The sequence below is a fragment of the Streptomyces regalis genome, assembly GCF_001509475.1.
Classification (GTDB): domain Bacteria; phylum Actinomycetota; class Actinomycetes; order Streptomycetales; family Streptomycetaceae; genus Streptomyces; species Streptomyces regalis.
Genome location: NZ_LLZG01000023.1, coordinates 13,457 through 38,201, shown reverse-complemented (window position 1 = coordinate 38,201; position 24,745 = coordinate 13,457). Strand labels below are relative to the sequence as shown.

Here is a 24,745-nt window from a genome sequence, read left to right as displayed (position 1 = left end):
TCCGTGCATTTCAGCCCGTCCGGCGTTTGAGGACGAGGCCCGTTCAGGGCCGAAGCGGGGGTCCAGGGGGCGGCAGCCCCCTGGCGGGGTCGAAGGGGCAGAGCCCCTGGGGGATGGGACGGGTAGGGGCGGCGGGGGCGAGGAAATACGGCAGGGACGTTGTACGCCCGCACGTCACGCCGTCGCCGCCCCCGCCGCCGGCGGCGTAGGCGCCAACTGCCGGGCCAGCCAGGTCGGCACCCCGCCCAGCAGCCGGAACAGCCGACGGGCCTCCTCACGCAGCCGTGCGGCCTCCGGCTCGGTCTCCGCATCGGCGAGAGACGCCAGCGCGGGCGCCGTGCCCACCAGATAGCCCAACTCCTCTCGGATACGGAGGGATTCGGCGAAACCGTGCCGCGCCTCCGCCAACTCCCCGTCCCGCAGGGCAAGCCCGGCCAGGTGGCGCCAGGTGAAGGACAGCAGGAGCGGATCGGCATGCGCCGTCGCACCCGCGTGTGCCCGGCGGTACGCCGCCCGCGCCGCCTGCGGTGACCGCGCCAGGTTCTCCGCCAGAAGTCCCCGCCGGAAGTCGAGCAGAGCCCTGCCCGCCGCCCCCGGAGGGATCAGCGCCGCCGCCCGCCCCAGCGCGGCCCGCGCCTCGTCGGCCCGGTCGCGCACTCCGTGCAGTGTCGCCGCGTAGGCAAGTTGCCCGCGTTCACAAGCGGCCGCGCCCCGTTCGTCGTCACCGTGAGCGAGCGCCTCGGCCGTGCGCAGCGCGTCCTCGGCCTCCTCCCAGCCCTGCTCGGTGTAGAGACAGCGCTCCACCAGCAGCGACGCCCGCTGCAGCGCGGTCTGCGCGGTCACCGGCTGTAGCAGGGCCGCCGCGTCCGCCCAGCAAGCGCGTGAGCGCAGCCGCCATACCGCGGTCTGGAGTGGATCGTCACCGGCGGTCGTTCCGTTACCAGACATGGCGGTATACGCCACCTCGCCCTCCCCGAGCACGCCATCGAGCTGTTGAGTGGTGGCGGCATCTCAGCACGAATCCGCGCGCCCGGCCAAGAGGGTGGGTGAAGGATTTCACAAAGTCGTGGGACAGCGGCGGCACTTGGTGCCCTCCGCACGAGGCCTCGGGAGGCCTCGCGGGGGGCTCAACTCATCCGCAATGCCAAGAAGAAATCCAGCTTGTCCTCCAGTCGGGAGAGGTCCCGGCTCGTCAACTGCTCGATCCGCCCCACTCGGTAGCGCAGTGTGTTGACGTGCAGATGCAGCCGGGTCGCGCAGCGGGTCCAGGAGCCGTCGCAGTCGAGGAAGGCTTCCAGGGTGGGGATCAGTTCGGCGCGGTGGCGGCGGTCGTAGTCGCGCAGCGGGTCCAGGAGGCGGGCCGTGAAGGCTCGCCGTACGTCGTCCGGCACGAAGGGGAGCAGGAGGACGTGGGAGGCCAGCTCCTGGTGGCCTGCCGCGCAGACCCGGCCCGTGCGGGCCGCCGCGACCCGGCGGGCGTGGCGGGCCTCCTCCAGGGCGCCGCGCAGGCCCTCCGCCGAGTGCACCGCCGCGCTCACGCCGAGCGTGACCCGGCCGTCGCCGTCCAGGCCCGCCGACAGCGCGTCCCGGATCGAGTCGAGGAGGGCGTCCGCGTGGATCCCCGCTTCGGAGCCGTCGTGCTCCGACGAGACCGCCGGCAGGGGGACGAGGGCGATGGCCTCGTCGCCGGTGTGGGCCACGGCGATACGGTCGGACGGCTCGGGGCCGGTCGCGAGCGGGTCGACCAGGATCTCCTCCAGCAGGGACTGGGCGATCGGTCCGGGCTCGGTGTCCCCGCCCTCCCACTCGACGCGGGCCACCACCACCTGCCAGTGCGGGGCCGCCCCCAGGCCGGGCAGCAGCACCGGCGCCGCGACCCGCAGGCGCGCGGCGATCTCCGCGGGCGCCGCGCCCGTCTGGACCAGCTCCAGGACCTCCTGCGCGAGCCGGCGGCGCACCGTGCGGGCCGCGTCCCTGCGGTCCCGTTCCACCGCGATCAGCTGGGTGACGCCCTGGAGCAGGTCGAGCCGCTCCTCGGGCCAGTCGCTCGCGTCCGCCTCCACGGCCAGCAGCCAGTCCGACAGCACCGTCTCGCGCACGTCCCGCGAGGCCCGCGGGGAGCGGCCGCTGCTGCGGATCGGGAACAGGGAGTACGGCGTGCTGCCGATGGTCATGCGATGGGGGCCGCGACGGCCCGTGCGGGCGGCCGACAGGTGCTCCGCCGCCAGCTTCGCGCACATGTCCGCGGGCAGCGCCGGGCCCCCCACCTTCGAGCCCGCGATGAGCCGTCCGGTCGGCGCCAGCACCCACGCCCGCAGGTCCAGGTCCGAGCCGAGGAGGTCGAGGACGACGTCCGGGCCGCCGCCCGCCGGGCCCGACGTCATCATCCGGCGGTGGCGGTCCACGACGGCCGCGAGGTCCCCGGCCCGCTCGCCGCTGACCTGCCGTACGACATGCTCGGTGATCGTCGCGAACGCCACCGACTCGTGCACCGCGAAGAGCGGCAGACGGTGCCGGGTGCAGGCCAGCACCAGGTCGTCGGGGATGTCGCCCAGTTCCGCCTCACCGGCCGCCAGGGCGGCCACGCCGGCCTGCACCAGGAGGCGCACGAACGGCTCGGAGTCCGTGGCGTCCCTGCGCCAGGCCAGCCCGGTGAGCACCAGCTCACCGCCCGAGAGATAGCGGCTGGGGTCCCTGAGGTCGGTGGTCATCACACCGCGCACGGTGCGATCCAGCTCTTCCTCGCCGCCGAGCAGCTTGAGGCCCAGCGCGTCGGTGTCCAGCAGTGCGCGCAGCCGCATTCTCGTCGCCGCCGTTCTTTGTCTCGAAATCTACGATGGATCCAGGAGGGTCGTGTGGTGAGCGGCCCGTCCGGCGGGCCGGCACATGGTGACCGGCGTCTGCGGAGCTGTGTTCCGGCTGTGTCCCTGGTCACAAGGGCTGTGTCTCACGTTTCCACGGAAAAACCAGGAGGTTACTGATGACCTCCGTTCATACGAATCTACAAGATGCCCGGCCTGGCCAGCCAACTCCTTCATGGTTTCCGTGACTGACCCCGGTGGAGCACGGCGCTGTGTACTGGCGTCAATGCGCGTTAACAGCACATGAACGAGCCGGGCCTGCCGCACCTGATCTGGCTCAAACCGTACGACCCTCGAGACGAAGAAGAGAGCCGGTCATGGACTTCCTTCGCCCCGCCAGCTGGGAGGAGGCGCTCGCCGCTAAGGCCGAGCACCCCACCGCTGTGCCGATTGCGGGTGGCACCGATGTGATGGTCGAGATCAACTTCGACCACCGCCGGCCCGAGTACCTCCTCGACCTGAACCGCATCGGCGACCTCTACGAGTGGGAGGTCGGCGAGGACAGCGTGCGGCTCGGCGCCTCCGTCCCGTACACCCGCATCATGGAGCACCTGCGCGCCGAGCTGCCGGGCCTCGCCCTCGCCTCGCACACGGTCGCCTCCCCGCAGATCCGCAACCGCGGCGGCGTCGGCGGCAACCTCGGCACCGCCTCCCCGGCCGGCGACGCCCACCCCGCCCTGCTGGCGGCCGGCGCCGAGGTCGAGGTCGAGTCGGTGCGCGGCAGCCGCCGTATCCCGATCGACGAGTTCTACACCGGCGTGAAGCGCAACGCGCTCGCCGCCGACGAGCTCATCAGGGCCGTACACATCAAGAAGGCCGACGGACCGCAGCAGTACTCCAAGGTCGGCACGCGCAACGCCATGGTCATCGCCGTGTGCGCCTTCGGGCTCGCGCTGCACCCCGAGACGCGGACCGTCCGTACCGGAATCGGATCGGCCGCTCCCACCCCCGTGCGGGCCAAGGCCGCCGAGGAGTTCCTGAACGCGGCGCTCGAAGAGGGCGGCTTCTGGGACAACGGCAAGATCATCACCCCGTCGGTCGCCAAGCAGTTCGCGGACCTGTGCTCCGCCGCCTGCAACCCGATCGATGACGTCCGGGGCACGGCGAGCTACCGCCGCCACGCGGTCGGCATCATGGCCCGCCGCACGCTGACCTGGACCTGGGAGTCGTACCGCGGCACCGCCGCCCACACGGAGGGAGTCGCCTGATGCGCGTCAACTTCACTGTCAATGGACGTCCGCAGGAAGCCGACGACGTGTGGGAGGGCGAGTCCCTGCTGTACGTGCTGCGCGAGCGGCTCGGTCTGCCGGGGTCGAAGAACGCCTGTGAGCAGGGTGAGTGCGGGTCCTGCACGGTCAGACTCGACGGTGTGCCGGTGTGTTCGTGCCTGGTCGCCGCCGGTCAGGTCGAGGGCCGTGAGGTCGTGACCGTCGAGGGGCTGGCCGACTTCGCCAAGCAGCGTGCCGAGCACGGTGGTTGTGCGACCGGAGCCTGCGGTACGGACGGGAAGGCGGGGACCTCGCTGCAGGACGCCCAGCTGGGGGTCCCCCCGGGCGGAGCCTGGGGGAGGGCGGCCAAGGGCCAGGACTCCCAGACCGGCGAAGGCACCGAACTCTCCCCGATCCAGCAGGCGTTCATCGACGCCGGCGCCGTCCAGTGCGGCTTCTGCACGCCGGGTCTGCTCGTCGCAGCCGACGAGATGCTGGAGCAGAACCCGAACCCGACCGACGCGGACATCCGCGAGGCGCTGTCGGGCAACCTGTGCCGCTGCACCGGCTACGAGAAGATCATGGACGCGGTCCGCCTCGCGGCCGCCCGGCAGGGAGAGGCGGTCTGAGCGACATGCCAACCAATGGCGCTCCTACGAAGATCACCCAGGGTTCCCAGACCAAGGGCGGCATCGGTGAGTCCACCCTCCGCCCGGACGGCACCCTCAAGGTCACCGGCGAGTTCGCGTACTCGTCCGACATGTGGCACGAGGACATGCTCTGGGGTCAGATCCTGCGCGCCACCGTCGCGCACGCCGAGATCGTGTCCATCGACACGAGCGAGGCCCTCGCCATGGCGGGCGTCTACGCCGTCATGACGTACGACGACCTGCCGACCGACGTGAAGAACTACGGCCTGGAGATCCAGGACACCCCGGTCCTCGCGCACGGCAAGGTACGCCACCACGGTGAGCCGGTCGCCATCGTCGCCGCCGACCACCCGGAGACCGCGCGCCGCGCGGCCGCCAAGATCAAGGTCGAGTACCGCGATCTGCCCGTCATCACCGACGAGGCCTCCGCGACCGCCCCGGACGCGATCCTCGTCCACGAGGGCCGCGACGACCACCACAGCGGCCACGTCCCGCACCCGAACATCGTGCACCGCCAGCCGATCTTCCGCGGCGACGCGGCCGAGGCGGCGGAGCGGGCCGACGTCATCGTCAAGGGCGAGTACACCTTCGGCATGCAGGACCAGGCCTTCCTCGGCCCTGAGTCCGGCCTCGCCGTGCCGGACGAGGACGGCGGCGTCCACCTCTACATCGCCACCCAGTGGCTGCACAGCGACCTGAAGCAGATCGCCCCGGTCCTCGGCCTGCCCGAGAGCAAGGTCCGCATGACGCTGTCCGGCGTCGGCGGTGCCTTCGGTGGCCGCGAGGACCTGTCGATGCAGATCCACGCCTGCCTGCTGGCGCTGCGGACGGGCAAGCCGGTCAAGATCGTTTACAACCGCTTCGAGTCCTTCTTCGGGCACGTCCACCGCCACCCCGCCAAGCTCCACTACGAGCACGGCGCCACGAAGGACGGCAAGCTCACCCACGTGAAGTGCCGGATCGTGCTGGACGGTGGCGCGTACGCCTCCGCGTCCCCCGCGGTCGTCGGCAACGCCGCCTCGCTCAGCATCGGCCCGTACGTCGTCGAGGACGTCGACATCGAGGCCCTTGCCCTCTACACCAACAACCCGCCCTGCGGCGCTATGCGCGGCTTCGGCGCGGTCCAGGCGTGCTTCGCCTACGAGGCGCAGATGGACAAGGTGGCCAAGCAGCTCGGCATGGACCCGATCAAGTTCCGGCAGCTGAACGCCATGGAACAGGGCACCATCATGCCGACCGGGCAGCCGGTCGACTCCCCGGCGCCGGTCGCCGAACTCCTGCGCCGCGTCAAGGCGATGCCGCTCCCGCCGGAGCGCCAGTGGGAGTCCAGCGAGGGCGCGGACGTACGGCAGCTGCCGGGCGGTCTGTCCAACACCACGCACGGTGAAGGCGTCGTACGCGGTGTCGGTTACGCGGTCGGCATCAAGAACGTCGGCTTCTCCGAGGGCTTCGACGACTACTCCACCGCCAAGGTGCGCATGGAGGTCGTCGGCGGCGAGCCCGTCGCGACCGTGCACACGGCCATGGCGGAGGTCGGCCAGGGCGGCGTCACCGTCCACGCGCAGATCGCCCGCACCGAGCTGGGCGTCGCGCAGGTGACGATCCACCCGGCGGACACGCAGGTGGGCAGCGCCGGTTCGACGTCCGCGTCGCGCCAGACGTACGTGACCGGCGGCGCCGTCAAGAACTCCTGCGAGCTGGTCCGCGAGAAGGTGCTGGAGATCGGGCGCCGCAAGTTCGGCTCCTACCACCCGGCTTGGGCGACGGCGGAGCTGTTGCTGGAGGGCGGCAAGGTCGTCACCGACGGCGGCGAGGTCCTCGCCGATCTGGTCGACGTACTCGAAGGCGAGGCCGTCGAGGTCGAGGCCGAGTGGCGGCACCGTCCGACCGAGGCCTTCGACCTGCGCACCGGCCAGGGCTTCGGCCACGTCCAGTACTCCTTCGCCGCGCACCGCGCCGTCGTCGAGGTCGACACCGAGCTCGGCCTGGTGAAGGTGATCGAGCTGGCCTGCGCCCAAGACGTCGGCAAGGCGCTCAACCCGCTGTCCGTCATCGGCCAGATCCAGGGCGGTACGACCCAGGGTCTCGGCGTGGCGGTCATGGAGGAGATCATCGTCGACCCCAAGACCGCGAAGGTGCGCAACCCCTCCTTCACGGACTACCTCATCCCCACGATCCTCGACACGCCGACCATCCCCGTCGACGTGCTCGAACTCGCCGACGACCACGCCCCGTACGGGCTGCGGGGCATCGGCGAGGCCCCCACCCTGTCGTCGACCCCGGCCGTCCTCGCGGCGATCCGGAACGCGACGGGACTGGAGCTGAACCGGACGCCGGTACGGCCGGAACACCTCACCGGCACGGCGTAAGGACATCAGCGAGGAATCCGGAAGGAATCCAGCAAGGCTCTCCGGGCGGCGCCGGGAACGTCACACTTCGCCGCGCCGCCCGGAGGAACCAAGTACCGCACCGCTCGCGGAACTTGACACACCAGCAAGTACCAGCACGACAGATCCAGTTCGTTCGTCTCGGGCCGTCCCCCGGGTCGTGCGGCCGAAGCACCTTCCCAAATCCCGCAAAAACGCCGAAGGCAACCCGCGGGTGTCCCTATGAACCTTGGGAGTAGGCCCACATGACCCAGCAGTCACTGGAGCCGGCGACCACAGCCGAAGACGCGGGAGAAGGCACTCGCGTCCCGGCCGGCAGGTCCTGGCTCGACCGGTACTTTCACATATCCAAGAGAGAATCCACGATCGCGCGCGAGGTGCGCGGCGGCGTCACCACCTTCATGGCGATGGCGTACATCCTCCTGCTCAACCCGCTGATCCTGTCCGGCAAGGACGCGGCGGGGGACACCCTCGCCCAGAAGGCCCTGATCACCGCGACCGCGTTCGCGGCGGCCATCACCACGCTGCTGATGGGCTTCTTCGGCAAGGTGCCGCTCGCCCTCGCCGCCGGCCTCTCCGTCTCCGGCGTGCTCGCCTCGCAGGTCGCCCCGCAGATGACCTGGCCGCAGGCCATGGGCATGTGTGTGATGTACGGCGTGGTCATCATGCTGCTGGTCGTCACCGGCCTGCGCGAGATGATCATGAACGCGATCCCGCTCGCGCTGAAGCACGCGATCACCATGGGCATCGGCCTGTTCGTCGCCCTGATCGGCCTGGTGAAGGCCGGCTTCGTGCACCAGGGCAAGGCGACCCCGCTCAGCCTCGGCCCGACCGGCGAGCTGGCCGGCTGGCCGGTCCTGCTCTTCGCGATCACCCTGCTCGCGATCTTCATGCTCCAGGCGCGCGGCATCCCCGGCGCGATCCTGATCGGCATCGTCGGCGGCACCCTGGCCGCCGTCGTCCTCAACGCGGCCGGCGCCATCGACCCCAAGCAGTGGGCCAGCGGCGCCCCCGAACTGCACGGCAGCGCCGTCTCCATGCCCGACTTCTCGATCTTCGGCGACGTCGAGTTCGGCGGCTGGGGCGAGGTCGGCGCGATGACGGTCGGCATGATCGTCTTCACCCTCGTGCTCGCCGGGTTCTTCGACGCGATGGCGACCATCATCGGCGTCGGCACCGAGGCCAAGCTGGCCGACGACAAGGGCCGCATGCCGGGCCTGTCCAAGGCGCTGTTCATCGACGGCGCGGGCGGCGCGATCGGCGGCGTGTCCGGCGCCTCGGGCCAGACGGTGTTCGTCGAGTCCGCCACCGGCGTCGGCGAGGGTGCCCGCACGGGCCTCTCCTCGGTCGTCACCGGCCTGTTCTTCGCGGCCTGCCTCTTCTTCACCCCGCTGACGGCGATCGTGCCGGGCGAGGTCGCGGCGGCGGCCCTGGTGGTCATCGGCGCCATGATGATGATGAACGCGCGGCACGTGGACTGGTCGGACCGGGCCACCGCGATCCCGGTGTTCCTCACCGTCGTGATCATGCCGTTCACGTACTCGATCACGGCCGGTGTCGCCGCCGGCGTCATCTCGTACGTCGCCATCAAGGCCGCTCAGGGCAAGGTTCGGGAGATCGGGGCGTTCATGTGGGCCCTGACAGGCATCTTCCTGGTCTATTTCGCCCTCAATCCCATTGAGAGTTGGATGGGCGTGCACTAGCCAGTTGGTGAACCGCCCTCCGCACAACCGCTGTTAAGGAGACCGACAGATGCTGGACATCGCCGAAGAGCTGCACCGGTGGGTCGAGCAGGGACGTGACTTCGCCGTGGCCACCGTGGTGGCGGTCGGCGGCAGCGCACCCCGCCAGCCCGGTGCCGCGCTCGCGGTGGACGCCGACGGCACGGCGATCGGCTCGGTCTCCGGCGGCTGTGTGGAGGGTGCGGTGTACGAGCTGTGCGGGCAGGCGCTGCAGGACGGCGAGACGGTCCTGGAACGCTTCGGCTACAGCGACGAGGACGCATTCGCCGTCGGCCTGACCTGCGGGGGCGTCATCGACATCCTCGTCACGCCGGTACGGGCCGGGGATCCGGCCCGCCCGGTGCTCGCGGCCGCGCTGCGGGCAGCCGCGGGCGGCGAGGCGGCGGCGGTGGCACGGATCGTGTCGGGGCCGGACGAGCTGATGGGCCGCGCCCTGCTGGTCCGCCCCGACGGCTCCTGGGTGGGCGGCTTCGGCGCCCACCCCGAGCTGGACCGCACCGTCGCGGCGGAGGCGGGCGCCCTCCTCGACGCGGGCCGTACCGGCACCCTGGAGATCGGCGAGCAGGGCTCGCGCTGCGGAGCCCCGCTCACGGTGCTGGTCGAGTCCTCGGTCCCGCCGCCCCGCATGATCGTCTTCGGCGCGATCGACTTCGCGTCGGCGCTGGTGCGGATCGGCAAGTTCCTGAACTATCACGTGACGGTGTGCGACGCCCGCCCCGTCTTCGCGACGAAGGCCCGCTTCCCGGAGGCCGACGAGATCGTCGTGGAGTGGCCGCACCAGTACCTGGAGCGGACCTCCGTGGACGCCCGTACCGTCCTGTGCGTCCTCACCCACGACGCCAAGTTCGACGTACCGCTGCTGCAGCTGGCGCTGCGCCTGCCGGTGGCGTACGTCGGCGCGATGGGCTCCCGCCGCACCCACCTGGACCGCAATGAGAGGCTGCGCGAAGTCGGCGTCACCGAGCTGGAGTTGGCGCGGCTGCGCTCTCCCATCGGGCTGGACCTCGGCGCCCGTACGCCCGAGGAGACGGCCCTGTCGATCGCCTCTGAGATCGTCGCCAACCGGCGTGGCGGGAGCGGGGTCTCACTGACGGGCGCGCACACGCCGATCCATCACGACGCGGAGTCCTCCACGTCCACACCGGCGGGGCGGATCGGCTCGGTGGCCTGAGCCTGTGGCACCGGCTGGTCGGGCCAGGCGAAGGCGTAGGCCGGGTCACCGCCCCGGCCGATCCTGACGTAACGCAGGAGTTCGCGGACGATCCCCGCGTTGCCCTGGGCCCAGCCGGGCTCCGGTTCGAGAGCGCTCGGGGTCTTGCGGAACTCGACGTTGGACCAGCGCGCGCCGTCGGCGTCCCGGATCGCGTGCGAGGCGATGTCCGCGACGAGTACCCGCGCGAAGTCGGGGGAGTCGCCCTGCTCGGCGATCCGGTCGCAGGCCGGCGCCAGCACGCCCGCCGTGCCGCAGCAGCGGGCGTTGTTGTCCCAGAACCCGGGGCGCAGCCGGCGGGGCAGGCCGGAGTGCGTGACCGTGTGCCAGCAGCGGTCGGCCAGGGCGGCCCAGGCGGGGTCGGCGGTGATGTCCCGCAGCAGCCGGAAGACCTGGGCGTCACCGGCCGGTCCGTGGCACCAGCCGTAGCTGTGCCGCTCGATCAGGTCGGGGCGGCGCTGCGGATCGGAGTGCGGCGCGAGGAAACCGTTCGGACCGCCCTCGTCGCGGGCCACGACGTCCGCGACCCCGGCCTGCCCCAGCTCGACGAAGTCCGTGCGGCCCGTCGCCGCCCCCACGGCGGCCAGCGCGTAGGCGATCCCGAGCGTGCCGTGCGACATGTGATGCAGCTGCTCCTCCACACCCCGCCGCCACTCCCAGGTGACGCCCGCCGCGGTCACCTCCGCCGTCCGCACGTACGGCTCGAGCGCGCATACGGCCAGCTCGGCGTCGCCCGCCGCCAACGCACCGAGCCCGATACCCGCGTTGCCGCCCATCAGCTCGAACAGGTCGCCCCACCGCGTCCCGTCGAACCGCGACCGCACGCGGTCCAGGGCCCTATCGGCGGCCAAGTCGGCATCTGCGCAGCCAAGTTCACGATGGACGGTCCGCAGCACGAGCGCGATCCCGGTCAGGCCGAAGTAGAGCGAGTCGTCCGGGTACGCGTCGACCACGTCCACGAGCGAGCGGGCCGCGCGCAGCGCCCGGTCGGCATACGCGTCGTCCCCGAAGTGCCGCCACGCCTCCAACAGCACCGGTACGACCCCGGCCGTGCCGTTGTAGAACATCGGGTCGACATCGTCGTCCGACTCCCTGACGGGCCACCCGAGCCCGCCGCCCCCGGTGTCCCGCGCAGCCGAGAGCATCCACCGCAGCCCTTCCACGGCCAGCGCCTCGACCTCGTCCGGTGTCATGTCAGTTGCCTCCCCACCGTGCCGGCACCCATGCGGGCATGCTCCTAGTACGGGACTCAGACACGCAGCACGAAACACCGCACCCCGCCCGCATCGAGGTCGTACCACTCCCCACGCCCCCACCCCTCCGTCACGACCGCCACGTCCTCGGCCGTCACCCCGATGTACTGCCTCTCCTGCGGAAGCCTCTCCACCAGCGGCGTCGTCACCACCCACGCCCCGCCCGGCGCCAGCAGCCCCCGCACCCTCCCCCAAGCTCTCGGCTTCGCTCGAGCAGGGGGGACCCCCATCGCGACCGCCCTCTTGTCCGCCATGAAGGCGAGGACCAGCCGCATCGTCACGAGGTCGAAGCCGGCCCGGGGCAGGCGCGCCGCGACCTCGTCCGCGTCCTCGAAGTCCAGGCGGCGCACGCGCAGGCGAGGCTCCACATCCGCGTACCGGTCACGGGCCGCCGACACCGCCGCGTCCGCCCAGTCGACGGCGAGCGTGTCGTAGCCGAGGCCCGCGAGTGCGGCGGCGTAGGCGCCGAGCCCGCAGCCGATGTCCAGGGCCCGGGCGCCGACGCGTGGCCGCACCGCCTCGCAGAGCAGCCGCAGTTCGCTTTCCTTGACGCCCCGGAAACCACGTCCCCGCGCGAAGTGGTCCTCCCACCGGGCCCGCGCGACGGGCGATGGGGGTCCCCCCGCGCCCTTAAGGCAGTGGGGGAGCCTGCCTCAGGAGCCGGTTCAACGCGCGCCCGAACACATACCGTGCCGCCCGCTCCAGTACGCCGTCGAAGAGCCGCGGCAGCAGGCGCACCCGCAGCTCCTCGCGCCACACCACCCGTGCCCGCCCGCCGGGCCCCGGCCGTACCTCGATCTCGGCCCAGCCCGTCACCACCCTGCCCCGCTTCTCCAGCCGGCACAGACCCGGGGTGTCCTCACCCGGCGGCTCCCACACCGTGACCTGCATCGGGTCGTCGAAGGCGAGCGGGCCGACTCCCGAGCGGGCCACGAAACGGGTGCCCACGTGGGTCGGCGGGGGCGTGGTCACCGTGACGCGGGTCAGCGGGACCACCTCCCCGTGCCGGGGCCACTGGGTCAGACGGCGCCACGCCTCGTCGAGGGGGAGTGGAACCGTGCGTTCGAGGAGGATGGTGACCACGGAGCGATCTTAGGGGGACGATGATCCACCGCCCCCCGCCGACCGCGCCTCACTGGGCGTAGAACGTGGCGTCCGCCCGGTCCGTCGCCGTGCTCAGTGCCTGCACCTGCAACAGGTATTCGTAGTGCCGGATGTAACGCCCGGCGTAGTTGTACGACTCGTAGGAGACCCCGGCCGAGTCGGACAGTCCGGCCCGCTGGTAGAAGCTCGCGTCGGACGCGAACTGCGCCGTGCCGTCGTTCTTCTCCAGCCACACCTCGAAGTTCTTGTGCCGCAGGTAGTAGCCGGGGAAGTTGGCCGACTCCAGCGAGACCGTGCCGCTGCCGGTCAGGCCGGTGACCACACGGAACTGCGAGTCGGCGAGCGGGGAGACGTTGGCCTCGACGCGGGCGCGGTACTCCCAGTGCCGGATGAACCGGTCCGCGAAGTTGTACGACGACAGGCGCTGCGGCGTGACCCCGTCGGCGACCGGGATGCCGAAGTCGGGGGTGCCGTCAGCCTTCCAGTAGACCTTCTGCACGCGGGTGCGGCGGTTGGGGTCGTTGAGCGGGTCGCCGGTGATGTCCTTGTAGCTGCGGTCGTGGTAGACGAGGATGTCGGACTTGCCGTCCTCGGAGACGGTGAACGAGTTGTGGCCCGGGCCGTACTGGCTGGTGCGCGCGTTGCTGGTGAACACCGGCGTGGAACTCTTGCTCCAGTTCGCCGCGTTGAGCAGGTCGGCGCTCGCGGAGGCGGTCAGCATGCCCAGGCAGTAGTTGCTGTCGGTGGCGCTGGCGGAGTACGTCAGGAACACCTTGCCGCCGCGCTGGATCACCGCCGGACCCTCGTTGACCTTGTAGCCGACCGTCTCCCAGGAGTAGGTGGGCCGCGACAGCATCACCGGGGTGCCCGTGATGGTCCAGGGGTTGGCCATCTTCGCGAGGTAGATGTCCGTGTTGTTGTTCACGGACGGGTCGCGCTGGGCCCAGGACAGGTAGCGCACGCCGTTCACGACGAAGGTGGTGGCGTCCAGCGAGAAGCTCTCCCACTGGGTCTTGATCTGCCCCTTCTCCGCCCAGGTCGCGGTCAGCGGGTTGGCTCCGGTGCCCTCCAGGGTGTACATCCGGATCGCCCAGATGTCGTTGGTGGCGCCGGCGGCGAAGTACACGTACCACTTGCCGTCGATGAAGTGGATCTCCGGCGCCCAGATGTGCGCGCCCATGACGCCGCTGGAGTGCTTGGTCCAGATGGTGACCTCCTGGGCCGTGGACAGACCCTGGATGGTCGTCGCCCGGCGCAGCACGATGCGGTCGTACTCGGGGACGGTCGCGGTGAAGTAGTAGTAGCCGTCGGTGTGTTTGAAGATGTGCGGGTCGGCCCGCTTCTCCGCGATCGGGTTGGTGTAGGTCACGGCGGGGGAGTCGGGCACCGCCGCCTGGGCGGCGGGAGCCGGCCCGGCGAGGCAGGCCGCCAGGGCGACGAGGACGGCCATCAGCAGCCGTACGGCTATGCGTCTCAAGGGAGTTCTCCGGAGCAGAGGGGAGTGATCAGGGGGAATCAGGTGGGGTGATCAGGTGGTGGGGACGAGCTTCCACTGCTGGCAGTTGTTGTTCAGCCAGGTCCACTGCCGTACGTCGGTGCCGTTCGCGGTGCCGCAGTCGGCGACGTCGGCGACCTTGCCGGAGGACTCGTTGACGATCCGGACGTAGTCGCCGGTCGCGGTGAAGACGAGGCGGTAGCGCTGGCACTTGTTGTTGAGCCAGGACCACTGCTGGATGTCGGCGCCGTCGGCCGCGGAGCACCCGGCGGTGTCCATCACCTTGCCGGTGGCGACGTTGACCAGCCGGTTGGTGTCGTCGCCGAGGTCCTCGACCTTCCACTTCTGGTTGGCGCCGCCGGTGCAGCTCCACTGGAAGATGTTGGTGCCGTCGGCCGTGTTGCCGCCGTTCACGTCGAGGCACTTGCCGCTGTTGCGGTTGACGAGGGTGTACGACGTCGGCGTCGCGGCCGTCTCGCCGGACGGGCCGGGCAGCGTGGTGCCGAGGGCGACGGGGGTGCCGAAGTTCGGGGTGCCGTCGGCGTTCCAGGTGAACTCCTGGGCGCGGGTGGTGCGTCCGTTGCCGCAGCCGCCGTTGGAGGCGGAGTTGGCGTGGTAGACGATCCAGTTCTCGGTGCCGTCGGGCGAGGTGAAGAAGCCGTTGTGGCCGGGGCCGTAGACGCTGTTGGCGTCACTGCGCTGGAAGACCGGTGTCTGCTTCTTGGTCCAGGAGGCAGGGTTCAGCGGGTCGTCGCCGGTCAGCTCCAGCTGGCCCAGCTTGTAGTCCGCGGTCCCGCAGAAGCTGGCCGAGAAGGTCAGGAACGTCCGGCCGTCGTGGTAGAGCGGCTCGGGTCCCTCGTTGACCGCGCCACCGGAGGTCTCCCAGCTCAGGGTGGGGCTGGAGATGATCGTGAAGGTGGAGCTGCTGAGCGTGTACGGGTTGCTCATCGGCGCGATGACCAGGCTCTGCTTGCTGCCGTTGATGAATCCGCTGCCCACCAGGTACAGCTTGTTGTTGGCCTGCAGCACACTCGCGTCGATCAGCCAGCCGCCCGGCGTCAGGTTCGACCCGGTGAGCGAACCCTTGTAGGTGTACGGGCCCATGGGGTCGGTGCCGGCGCTCTCCAGGACATGGGTCCGCTGCGAGTCGCAGCAGGCGACGCCGCTCTGCCCGGCCGAGTAGTAGACGTACCAGTGGCCGTTGAACAGGTGCATCTCCGGCGCCCAGAAGTTGGTGTTGCGCGTCGACGTGGTGTCCGCATACACCTGCACGTTGGGCGCGGTGGCGAGGCCCGCAAGAGTCGGCGACTTGCGGATGCCGAGGATGCCGGTGAACGTCGTGGTGATCAGGTAGTAGTTGCCGTCGTGGTACTGCAGCCAGGGGTCGGCGCCCTTGAGCGACTTCAGCGGGTTTGTGTACGGGCGGCCGTCCGCCGCGGACGCCGGCTGTGTGGTCGCCACCAGGGAGAGCAGCGCCGCGAGTACACAGAGGATCAGTGATCTGCGGCGTTTCCTGAGCGACCGGTGAGACATCCGGGGCATACGAGACCGTCCCTGTTCGCAATTTCGAACGGAGTTCGTGATTCCGATCGTGATTGGGACAGAAGATAAAAGTGGGAAATGTTTCCGTCAACGGTTTCGTCATACGGACTTTACAAACCCGCGTGTGGGCGCACCCCCGGCGCGGGTGTGCGACGATGCGCTTGCCCGTTCAGGTGATGAACCGACCGAAAGGCTGCCGGGCTCCCAACTGCCCCCGTATCCAGGGCACATGGACAACCACCGAGGCCCTGTCGGCCCAGCTTCCGTCTCCCGGCGGCAGTTCACGACCGCATCCGCCACGACGGCCGCCCTGGCCGCGTTGACCCCCGCGTCGGCGGCCGCTGCCGCCGCACCAGCCGTCCCCCGACAAGCCCCGCACCGACCGCGGTCCACCGCCGACTGGGACACCTGCATGGCGGTCGCCCGCGCTCTGCTGGTGGTCGACGACCGAGACCAGCCGCTCGTGCCGACGTACCGGAAGATCCTGGACTCCGGGCTGCCGCGCGCGAAGACGAAGACCGCCAAGAGAATCCTCGTCGTCGGCGCCGGTCCCGCCGGCCTGGTCGCCGCCTGGCTGCTGAAGCGGGCCGGGCACCATGTCACGCTCGTCGAGGCCAACGGCAACCGCGTCGGCGGCCGTATCAAGACCTTCCGTACCGGCGGTCACGAGCAGGCGGCGCAGGCGTTCGCCGATCCGGTCCAGTACGCGGAGGCCGGAGCCATGCGCATTCCCGGCAGCCATCCGCTGGTGATGAGCCTGATCGACCGACTCGGCGTCAAACGACGCCGGTTCCACCTCGTCGACGTCGACGGCGAGGGCAAACCCGTCAACAACGCCTGGCTCCACGTCAACGGCGTCCGCGTGCGCCGCTCCGCGTACGCGAAGGCGCCCCGCAGCATCAACCGCTCCTTCGGCGTCCCCCGCGAGTACTGGGACACCCCCTCCTCGACCATCCTGCGCCGCGCCCTGGACCCCGTGCGCGACGAGTTCAGCACCGTCGGGGCGGACGGCAAGCGGGTCGACAAACCGATGCCCGAGCGGGTCGAGGGCTGGGCGCGGGTCGTGCAGAAGTACGGCGACTGGTCGATGTACCGGTTCCTGACCGAGGAGGCCGGCTTCGACGAGCGGACCATCGACCTGATCGGCACCCTGGAGAACCTCACCTCACGGCTGCCGCTGTCCTTCATCCACAGCTTCATCAGCCAGTCCCTGATCAGCCCCGACACCGAGTTCTGGGAGCTGGTGGGCGGCACCGCGACGCTTCCGGACGCCCTGCTGAAGCAGGTCGCCGACGTCCTGCGCCTCGACCGGCGCGCGACCCACATCGAGTACTGGGCACCCGGCCGCCCCGGCGCCGACGACACCTCCCACGTCAGCGCCAAGGGCCCGCACGTCTGGATCGACACCGTCTCCGAGGGCCGCGACGGCAAGGTCGTGCGCGAGCAGTTCACCGGCGACCTCGCGATCGTCACCGTGCCCTTCTCGGGGCTGCGCCAGGTGCAGGTCAGCCCACTGATGTCGTACAAGAAGCGGCGCGCGGTGGCCGAGCTGCACTACGACAGCGCGACCAAGGTGCTGCTCGAGTTCGGCCTGCGCTGGTGGGAGTTCACCGAGGCCGACTGGAAGCGCGAGCTCGACGCCGTACGCCCCGGCCTCTACGACGACTACCGCAAGGGCAAGGCCCCCGCCGACGGCAGCCTCCTCGGCGCCCACCCCTCCGTCCCGGACGGCCACATCAGCGACGCCCAGCGCGCCCACTACGCCGCCAACCGCTGGGGCACCCGCGACCAGCCCGAGGCGGCGCACATCATCGGCGGCGGGTCCGTCTCCGACAACTCCAACCGCTTCATGATCAACCCCTCCCACCCGATCGACGGCAGCAAGGGCGGCGTCGTCCTCGCCTCCTACAGCTGGGCCGACGACGCCTCCCGCTGGGACTCCCTCGACGAGGACGCCCGCTACCCGCACGCGCTGCGAGGGCTGCAACAGGTCTACGGCCAGCGCGTCGAGGTCTTCTACACCGGAGCCGGACGGACCCAGAGCTGGCTGCGCGACCCGTACGCGTACGGCGAGGCGTCCGTCCTCCTCCCCGGCCAGCACACGGAGCTACTGGAAGCCATCCGCACCCCCGAGGGCCCGCTGTACTTCGCCGGCGACCACACCTCGGTCAAGCCGTCGTGGATCGAGGGGGCCCTCGAATCAGGGGTGCGGGCGGCGCTGGAGGCGCACGGGGGCTGAGCGCGCCCTGGGGGGCCGAGCCCTGGGTCAGGCGCCTGCCTGTCCCTGAGCCAGTGGCTGTTCCGTCCACAGCACCTTGCCGTCCGCGGTGTACCGCGTGCCCCAGCGGTCGGCGAACTGCGCCACCAGGAACAGGCCCCGGCCCCCCTCGTCCGTCGTGGCCGCGCTGCGCAGATGCGGGGCGGTGCTGCTGCCGTCGGCGACCTCGCAGATCAGGGCGCGGTCGCGGATCAGGCGGACGTGGATGGGGCCGGTGGCGTGGCGGAGGGCGTTCGTGACCAGTTCGCTGAGGATCAGCTCGGTCGTGAACGCCTCCTCCGTCAGCCCCCAGCCGCCCAGTGTCCGGGTGGCCGCCGCCCGGACGCGGGCCACGGCCGCGGGGTCGTCCGGGACGTCCCAGGACGCCGTGCGGTCGGCGGCGAGCATCCGCGTCCGCGCGACGACGAGGGCGACGTCGTCGCGCGGACGCTCGGGCAGCAGGGTCTGCAGTACCGCCTTGCACGTCTCCTCCGGAGTCCGGCCGTGCGTCGGCGGCGCCGCGGCGAGCGCCCCGCGCAGCAGCTCGAGGCCCTCGTCGAGGTCCCGCCGCTGGTCCTCGACCAGCCCGTCCGTGTACAGCACGAGTCCGCTGCCCTCGGCCAGGTGCAGCTCGGTCGTCTCGAAGGGCAGGCTGCCGCCCAGGCCCAGCGGCGGCCCACCGGGGACGGTGAGGAACTCGACCCGGCCGTCGGGGTGGACGAGGGCCGGTTCGAGGTGGCCGGCCCGGGAGAGGGTGCACAGCCCGGAGGTCGGGTCGTACACGGCGTACAGGCAGGTGGCCCCGGTGACCGCCGCGGCCTCGCCGTCACCCTCGTCCTGGTCGATACGGACCACCAACTCGTCCAGATGGCCGAGGAGTTCGTCGGGCGGCAGGTCCAGGGTGGAGAAGTTGTGCACCGCGGTGCGGAGCCGTCCCATGGTGGCCGCCGCGTGCAGCCCGTGCCCTACGACGTCCCCGACGACCAGCGCCACCCGCGCGCCCGGCAGCGGGATGACGTCGAACCAGTCCCCGCCGACCCCGCCCTGCGCCGCGTGCGCGGGCAGATAGCGGTAGGCGACGTCGAGGGCGCTCTGCGCGGGCAGGGCCCGGGGCAGCAGGCTGCGCTGGAGCGTGACCGCAAGGGTGTGCTCGCGGGTGTAGCGGCGGGCGTTGTCGATGCTGACGGCGGCGCGGGCCACCAGCTCCTCGGCCAGCGAGACGTCGTCCTGCTCGAAGGGCTCGGGCCGGTCGGCGCGCCAGAAGGTGGCCATGCCCATGATGACGCCGCGGGCACGCAGCGGGACCGTGAGCATCGTATGGATCCCGAAATCGACGAGTCTGCGGGCGTTCTCGGGATCCTGCTCCTGCCAGCCGGAGAAGGCGGGCATGTCCGCCTCCAGCACGGTCCGGCCCGTGCCGAAGCCGAAGGCCTGCGGGGTGGCCGGGGCGAAGTGGATCAGCTTGCCGATCGGATAGAGCGGGCTGCCCTCCCGCACCCCCCGGAACGCGACCCGGCGCATGTCCGTGCGGCCCAGCTTCGGCTCCCCGCCGCGCAGCACCGGATCCGCCAGATCGATGCTGACGAAGTCGGCGAACCGGGGCACCGCGAAGTCGGCCAGCTCCTGCGAGGTGCGCGTGACGTCGAGGGTGGTGCCGATCTCCAGCCCCGCGTCGTACAGCAGCTTCAGCCGCTCCTGCGCCACGTCCGCCTTGCCGGTCATCGTCCGCAGCTCGGTGGTGTCCCGCAACGTGGCCACGCTGCCGGGCGGCCCGCCGGCCCGGTCGGTCGACCGCTGGCTGACGGCCAGCAGCCGGCCCCGCGCCAGGTGCACCTCGTCGGTGGCGTCCCGCCCGGAGGCGAACAGTGCGGCCAGGTCGCTTCCGATGCCGAGGTCGAGGCAGAGCCGCCCTTCCGCGTCGGCGGCCAGCCCGAGCAGTCGGCGCGCCTCGTCGTTCGCCAGCGCCAGCCGCCGCCGGCCGTCCAGGATCAGCACACCCTCCCGCACGGCGTGCAGGACGGCGTCGTGATGCTCGTACATCCGCGTCATCTCGGCGGGCCCCAGCCCGTGCGTCTGCCGCAGCAGCCGTCGGCTGACCAGCGCGGTCCCGCCGGTGGCGAGGGCCAACGCGGCCGCCGCCGAGCCGAGCAGCACCGGCAGCTGGTGGTCCACGACCCCGCCCAGGCTGGCCAGCGTCACCCCGGCGGCCACCAGGCCGACCACCTTGCCGTCGTCGTCGGTCACGGGGACCACGGCCCGCACGGACGGGCCCAGAGTTCCGGTGTACGTCTCCCGTACGACTCCGCCCGCCGCGGCCGGGGCGATGGTGCCGACGAAGTGCTCGCCGATCCGGTCGGGGTTGGGGTGCGTGTAGCGGATCCCGTCCGTGGTCATCACGACGACGAAGTCCACGTCGGTCGCCTCGCGCGCCGCCTCGGCACGCGGCTGGAGCAGCGCGGTCGGATCGGGATCGGCCAGGGCCTCGACGAGGCCCGGCGCGTTCGCGAAGGCCTCGGCCACGGCGAGGGACCGGTTGCGGGCCTCTCGCTCGGTGTCGTTGCGGACCTGCAGCACCAGGGCCGCCACCGCGGCGGCGACGAGAAGCAGCACGATCGCCGCCTGCAGCACGAAGACCTGCCGGGCGACGGTGCGCGCGCTCAACAGGGAGCGCAGGCGGCCGAGGATTCCGGCCATGTCTCTTTTCTAACACGGGGCGCTCCGTGGGGCGCCCCGCTGGTAGAGCCGTGAGGGAGTGCCGGGTTCCGGCCGTCGTTCGTCAGCGGCGCCGTTGTAGCTGGTCGCGCCCGCGCGGCGGAGCCGCATAGCGAAACAGCCCCGCGCCCCTTGGGGGTGGCTCGGGGGCGACCGGGATGCGGAGCAGCAGCAGGGCCGCGTCGTCGTGGAGGCGGCCGCCCACGTGGGCCAGCAGTTCGTCGTGGAGTGCGCTGACCGTGTCGGTCGGCTCCTCGGACGTGTGCCGCTCCAGGCCCTCGGCGAGCGGGTAGAACTCGCGGGCGTGGTTGCGGGCCTCGGTGACCCCGTCGGTGTAGAGCAGCAGCTGGTCCCCGTCGGCGAAGGGCAGCACCTGCAGTGCGGGGGTCTCGCCCGACAGGGTGCGCAGCCCGAGGGGCGGTGCCGCAAGGTGCGGCTCGACCGGCACGACGACGCCGTCGCGCACCAGCAGCGGCGGCGCGTGACCGCAGTTGACCACTTCCAGCTGGCCGGCCCGCGGGTACCCGGCGACCACGGCGGTGACGAAGTCGTCGCTGCCCAGGTTGCGGGCCAGGCTCCGCTCGATCCGCGCGACGACGGTGAGGAGATCGGGCTCGTCGTAGGCGGCCTCCCGGAAGACACCGAGCACCAGAGCGGCCGTCCCCACGGCCGGCAGGCCCTTGCCGCGCACATCGCCGACGATCAGCCTGACCCCGTAGGGCGTGGACACGAGCGCGTAGAGGTCGCCGCCGATCCGGGCCTCCGCCGCGGCCGCGCTGTAGCGGACGGCCACCTGGAACGGCCCCACCGTCGCCGGCACGGGCTGCAGCAGCGCGTGCTGGGCGGCCTCGGCGACGGAGCGCACGGCCGCCAGCACCCGCTCGCGCCGTCCGCGCAGCGCGCTGGCCAGAACACTGGCCAGGGTGACGGCCATCAGGGCGGCCAGCACGATCGCCAGCTCGCGGGGCTGTCCGCCGTCGCGGATCCCGAGCGTCGCGCCCAGGGCGGTGGCGAGCAGCCCCACACAGAGGACTCCGCGCGGCCCGTTCGTGGTCGCGGCGAGCGCGGGACCCACGGCGAGCAGCGGCACCGAGGTCATCCCCGATCCGCAGACGAGGTCGACGACCACGATGGCGAAGACGATCAGGATCGGCAGTACGGGCGTTGCGGAGACCAGTCGCCTCGGCACGTGGTCACGAGCGTGGTGCGGGGCCTTGCTCATGTCTTGTCGGCTGTCCTCACCTGTGTGCGCGGGCATGCACCCGTGTGTGGGGTATCCGCCCAGGAAATGTCCGTTTCGTCTAGGAAATAGGTTCGACGCGGGCGGGACAAGGACCGCATTTTCAGATAGTGAGCGAGAGGCCCCTCGTCACGCGGCTCGCGGCCGGGAGCAGCCGCTGCGTGATCTCGTCCAGACGGGAGCGCCGGTCGGCCCGCAGCGAGACGCCGAGCGAGCCGAGGGTGTTCCCGCTGTACACGGGCACTGCGACACAGACCGTGCCGAGGGAGTACTCCTCCAGGTCCGTGACCGCCGGGGCCATCGGCGAGGAGTCGAGCCGCCGGAGCAGCTCCGGTGTGTCGGTGATCGTCCTGGGGGTGAGGTCGGCGAGCGCATGCCGGGACAGGTAGTCCTTGCGCGCCTCGTCGTCCAGCTCGCGCAGGACGGACTTGCCCAGCGCCGTGGCGTGTCCGGCGTCCTCGAACCCCACCCACAGATCGACGCGGGGAGCGCGCGGGCCGTCGACGATCTCGGCGACCCGGATCTCCCCCTCCTCGTAGAAGGTGAGGTAGGCGGCGGTCGACAGCTCGTCCCGCAGCGCGGCGAGCGTGGGGCGGATCCGGCTGAGCAGCGCCTGCGCCCGGCCCGTCGTGTGCAGCATCTGCAGGCGCTCGCCCAGGATGAACCCGCCGTCGTCGAGCTTGCGGACGTACCCGTCGTGGACCAGCGTCCGCAGCAGGTGGTACGCGGTGGCCAGGGGCAGGCCCGTCTCGCGTGCCAGCTGCTTCGCCGGCGCGCCGTTCTCGTGCGCGCTGACCGCCTCCAGCAGGCGGAAAGCCCGCTGGACAGAGTTGATCAGCGTCGGGCCGTCACGAGCACCCATAGGAACAGCGTGCGCCGGGCGTACGGCGCGGGCAAGGCGGGGCGGGGACCGACGGGACCGGGAGCGCCGGCTCTACAGCACCCGCGCGACGAGAAGGGCGACGTCGTCGTGGTCGTCGGGATGGCGCAGGCCGTACAGCAGGAGGTCGCAGGTCTCCTCGAGGGGCCGGTGAGGTTCGTCGAGGAAGCCGAGCAGGACGTTCAGGCGCTCGTCGATGGGGTGGAGCCGGGTCTCGACGAGGCCGTCGGTGTACAGGACCAGCAGATCGCCGGGGCCCAGGTCGACCGTGGTGGCCCCGAAGGGGATGCCGCCGACGCCCAGCGGGGCTCCCGCGGGCAGTTCGAGCAGTTCGGGGGCGTGGCCGGGGCGGGTCAGCGCGGGCGGCATGTGTCCGGCGTTGGCGATGTGGCACTGCCTCGTGCGGGGGTCGTACACCGCGTAGAGGCAGGTGACGATGTAGTGCTCCAGATCGCAGGTGATCTTGTCCAGGTGCTGGAGCACGGCGCCGGGATCGAGATCGAGGTCCGCGTAGGCGCAGGTGGCGGTGCGCAGCCGGCCCATGGTCGCGGCGGCGTCGATGCCGTTGCCCATGACGTCACCGACGACCAGGGCGGTCCTGTCGTCGGCCAGCGGGATGACGTCGTACCAGTCGCCGCCGACCTCGCTGGTGGCCTGGGCGGGCTGGTAGCGGGAGGCGAGCTCCAGGCCGGTGTGGTGCGGCGGGTGGTCGGGCAGCAGGCTGCGCTGGAGGGTGAGGGCGGTGTTGCGCACGCTCTGGAACCAGCGCGCGTTGTCGATGGCCACGGCGGCACGGCTGGCCAGCTCACCGGCGAGGACCACGTCGTCCTGGTCGAACGGCACCGGATTGCGGGTGCGCTTGAGGTCGAGGGCGCCCAGCACCTCCCCGTGGGCGATCAACGGCACGGCGAGATACGAGTGCACGCCGGCGCGGGCCAGCAGGGAGGTGGCCTCGTCGTCCCGGGCGATGCGCCACAGATCGTGCTCGCCGACATGGCGCACCAGCACCGGCCGGGCGGTGTGGACGCACAGGGTGACGAGGCGGTCGCCGTCGTAGGCGGCGAGGTCACCGGGCGGGTCGGCGGCGCGCAGGGCCACGCTGGGGTAGGCCGCCTTCAGGGCGAGGGCGCGGAAGAGCTCGGGGCCGTCGTCCGGTTTGCGCATACGGCGGCAGGCCAGGGCGGAGTCCAGGACGTCCACGGCGACCACGTCGGCCAGCTCGGGGGCGGCGATGTCGGCCAGTTCGCGTGCGGTCTGCTCCACCTCCAGCGTGGTGCCGACCCGGGTCGAGGCGTCGGCGACCAGGGCCAGACGCCGCCGGGCCCGGTCGGCCTCGGCGGCCGCGCGGTGCCGCTCGGTGACGTCGACGAACGAGATGGCCGCGCCCAGGACCCGCCCGCTGGAGTCGTCCAGCCGGTAGAAGGAAAGGGACCAGGCGTGCTCGTGTTCGGGGTCGGCGGGCGGTCGGCCCACGTGGTACTGGTCGAGCAGCGGGGTGCCCGTGGCGAGCACCTGATGCAGGGCGGACTCGATGGTGTCGATGTCGGGCAGATGCAGGGTCTCCCGCAGCTGCCGGCCGACGTGATCCTCGGCCGGCGTGGCGTCGATGCGCTCCAGCGCCGGGTTGACCAGCAGATAGTGCAGGTCGGGGTCGAGGAGGGCGATCCCGATCGGGGACTGGTTGATCAGCCGCTCGCACAGCGCCAGGTCGGTCTCGACGCGCTGGAGCAGCGAGTGGTCGGCCGCGATGCCCAGGGCGTAGACGTCCCCGAGATCGTCCAGCAGCCGCATGTTGCGGAACTCCGTGAGCCGGGTGCTGCCGTCCTTGTGCCGTATGGGGAAGGCGCCGGCCCAGCTCCGGCCGGTCTCCAGCACCTCGGCGAACAGCTTCGCGACGGCCGGCAGGTGCTCGGGGTGGATGAACAGCCGCGCCGCGTAGGTGCCCAGGGCCTCCTCCGACGTGTAGCCGAAGAGGTCCTCGGCCTGCGGGGTCCAGAACACGATGCGCCCCTTGGCGTCGACGACCACCGCGGCCACGCTCAGGACGTCCAGCAGGCCGGTCGGCCGGGGCGGCTCGGCGCCGTACCCGCCATCGTCGGACCCGAAGGATTCGGCTCTCATCCCAGCTCCTCCGCCACCGGCCGGCAGAGACTGCCGACCTCCGTCCCAGCCGGGTACCACGGAAGAGACGGCCGGCACCTCCA

Annotated in this window: 17 protein-coding genes; 6 read left to right on the top strand and 11 right to left on the bottom strand. The window is 71.5% G+C overall.

Features of this window, described 5'->3' with window-relative positions:
- Positions 1–174 precede the first annotated feature (174 nt).
- Positions 175–963 (bottom strand): hypothetical protein, encoded by a 789-nt coding sequence (locus ADL12_RS05355; RefSeq protein ID WP_062699030.1) that lies wholly within the window; start codon positions 961–963, stop codon positions 175–177.
- Between the two features lie 164 nt (positions 964–1,127).
- Complete coding sequence (locus ADL12_RS05350; protein ID WP_062699028.1) at positions 1,128–2,801, bottom strand: PucR family transcriptional regulator; 1,674 nt, start codon at positions 2,799–2,801, stop codon at positions 1,128–1,130.
- A gap of 377 nt (positions 2,802–3,178) precedes the next feature.
- Between ADL12_RS05350 and ADL12_RS05345 the strand changes: the two genes are divergently transcribed.
- The 5 genes from ADL12_RS05345 to ADL12_RS05325 all read left to right on the top strand — a co-directional run bounded on the left by ADL12_RS05345 (position 3,179) and on the right by ADL12_RS05325 (position 10,019).
- Positions 3,179–4,069, top strand: coding sequence for an FAD binding domain-containing protein (locus ADL12_RS05345; protein WP_062699026.1), 891 nt, complete (start codon positions 3,179–3,181; stop codon positions 4,067–4,069).
- Positions 4,069–4,698 carry a (2Fe-2S)-binding protein gene (locus tag ADL12_RS05340; protein WP_062699024.1) on the top strand — a complete coding sequence of 210 codons (630 nt, stop codon included), beginning with the start codon at positions 4,069–4,071 and terminating at the stop codon, positions 4,696–4,698. The genes ADL12_RS05345 and ADL12_RS05340 overlap by 1 nt, the downstream gene beginning before the upstream one ends.
- A 5-nt stretch (positions 4,699–4,703) precedes the next feature.
- Entirely contained in the window at positions 4,704–7,088 is a 2,385-nt protein-coding gene (locus tag ADL12_RS05335; protein ID WP_062699022.1) for a xanthine dehydrogenase family protein molybdopterin-binding subunit, read from the top strand.
- Positions 7,089–7,351: 263 nt separating this feature from the next.
- Positions 7,352–8,809, top strand: coding sequence for an NCS2 family permease (locus ADL12_RS05330; RefSeq protein ID WP_062699020.1), 1,458 nt, complete (start codon positions 7,352–7,354; stop codon positions 8,807–8,809).
- A gap of 49 nt (positions 8,810–8,858) precedes the next feature.
- On the top strand, positions 8,859–10,019 hold the full coding sequence (locus ADL12_RS05325; protein ID WP_062699016.1) for an XdhC family protein: 1,161 nt from the start codon (positions 8,859–8,861) through the stop codon (positions 10,017–10,019).
- Here the strand turns inward: ADL12_RS05325 and ADL12_RS05320 are convergent.
- From ADL12_RS05320 to ADL12_RS05300, 5 genes are all read right to left on the bottom strand, one after another.
- Positions 9,962–11,251 carry a lanthionine synthetase LanC family protein gene (locus ADL12_RS05320; RefSeq protein ID WP_062699014.1) on the bottom strand — a complete coding sequence of 430 codons (1,290 nt, stop codon included), beginning with the start codon at positions 11,249–11,251 and terminating at the stop codon, positions 9,962–9,964. The two genes, ADL12_RS05325 and ADL12_RS05320, sit on opposite strands and share 58 nt — an antisense overlap.
- 56 nt (positions 11,252–11,307) lie before the next feature.
- Positions 11,308–11,826: a class I SAM-dependent methyltransferase gene (locus ADL12_RS05315; RefSeq protein ID WP_244187781.1), complete on the bottom strand. Its 519-nt coding sequence runs from the start codon at positions 11,824–11,826 to the stop codon at positions 11,308–11,310.
- Between the two features lie 115 nt (positions 11,827–11,941).
- Positions 11,942–12,394, bottom strand: coding sequence for an SRPBCC family protein (locus ADL12_RS05310; protein WP_062699012.1), 453 nt, complete (start codon positions 12,392–12,394; stop codon positions 11,942–11,944).
- A gap of 49 nt (positions 12,395–12,443) precedes the next feature.
- A complete protein-coding gene (locus ADL12_RS05305) occupies positions 12,444–13,865 on the bottom strand; it encodes a family 43 glycosylhydrolase (protein ID WP_062699010.1) in 1,422 nt (473 codons plus the stop codon).
- Between the two features lie 78 nt (positions 13,866–13,943).
- Positions 13,944–15,443 (bottom strand): family 43 glycosylhydrolase, encoded by a 1,500-nt coding sequence (locus ADL12_RS05300; protein ID WP_062699008.1) that lies wholly within the window; start codon positions 15,441–15,443, stop codon positions 13,944–13,946.
- A gap of 238 nt (positions 15,444–15,681) precedes the next feature.
- Between ADL12_RS05300 and ADL12_RS05295 the strand changes: the two genes are divergently transcribed.
- Positions 15,682–17,691: a flavin monoamine oxidase family protein gene (locus ADL12_RS05295; protein WP_062699006.1), complete on the top strand. Its 2,010-nt coding sequence runs from the start codon at positions 15,682–15,684 to the stop codon at positions 17,689–17,691.
- A gap of 27 nt (positions 17,692–17,718) precedes the next feature.
- On the opposite strand, the gene ADL12_RS05290 is transcribed toward ADL12_RS05295, so the two are convergent.
- From ADL12_RS05290 to ADL12_RS05275, 4 genes are all read right to left on the bottom strand, one after another.
- Complete coding sequence (locus ADL12_RS05290; protein ID WP_062699004.1) at positions 17,719–20,403, bottom strand: SpoIIE family protein phosphatase/ATP-binding protein; 2,685 nt, start codon at positions 20,401–20,403, stop codon at positions 17,719–17,721.
- 82 nt (positions 20,404–20,485) lie between these two features.
- A complete protein-coding gene (locus ADL12_RS05285; RefSeq protein ID WP_062699002.1) occupies positions 20,486–21,643 on the bottom strand; it encodes a PP2C family protein-serine/threonine phosphatase in 1,158 nt (385 codons plus the stop codon).
- 121 nt (positions 21,644–21,764) lie between these two features.
- A complete protein-coding gene (locus ADL12_RS05280; protein WP_062699000.1) occupies positions 21,765–22,523 on the bottom strand; it encodes an IclR family transcriptional regulator in 759 nt (252 codons plus the stop codon).
- Positions 22,524–22,595: 72 nt separating this feature from the next.
- Positions 22,596–24,662, bottom strand: coding sequence for a SpoIIE family protein phosphatase (locus tag ADL12_RS05275; protein WP_062698998.1), 2,067 nt, complete (start codon positions 24,660–24,662; stop codon positions 22,596–22,598).
- Positions 24,663–24,745: the final 83 nt, after the last annotated feature.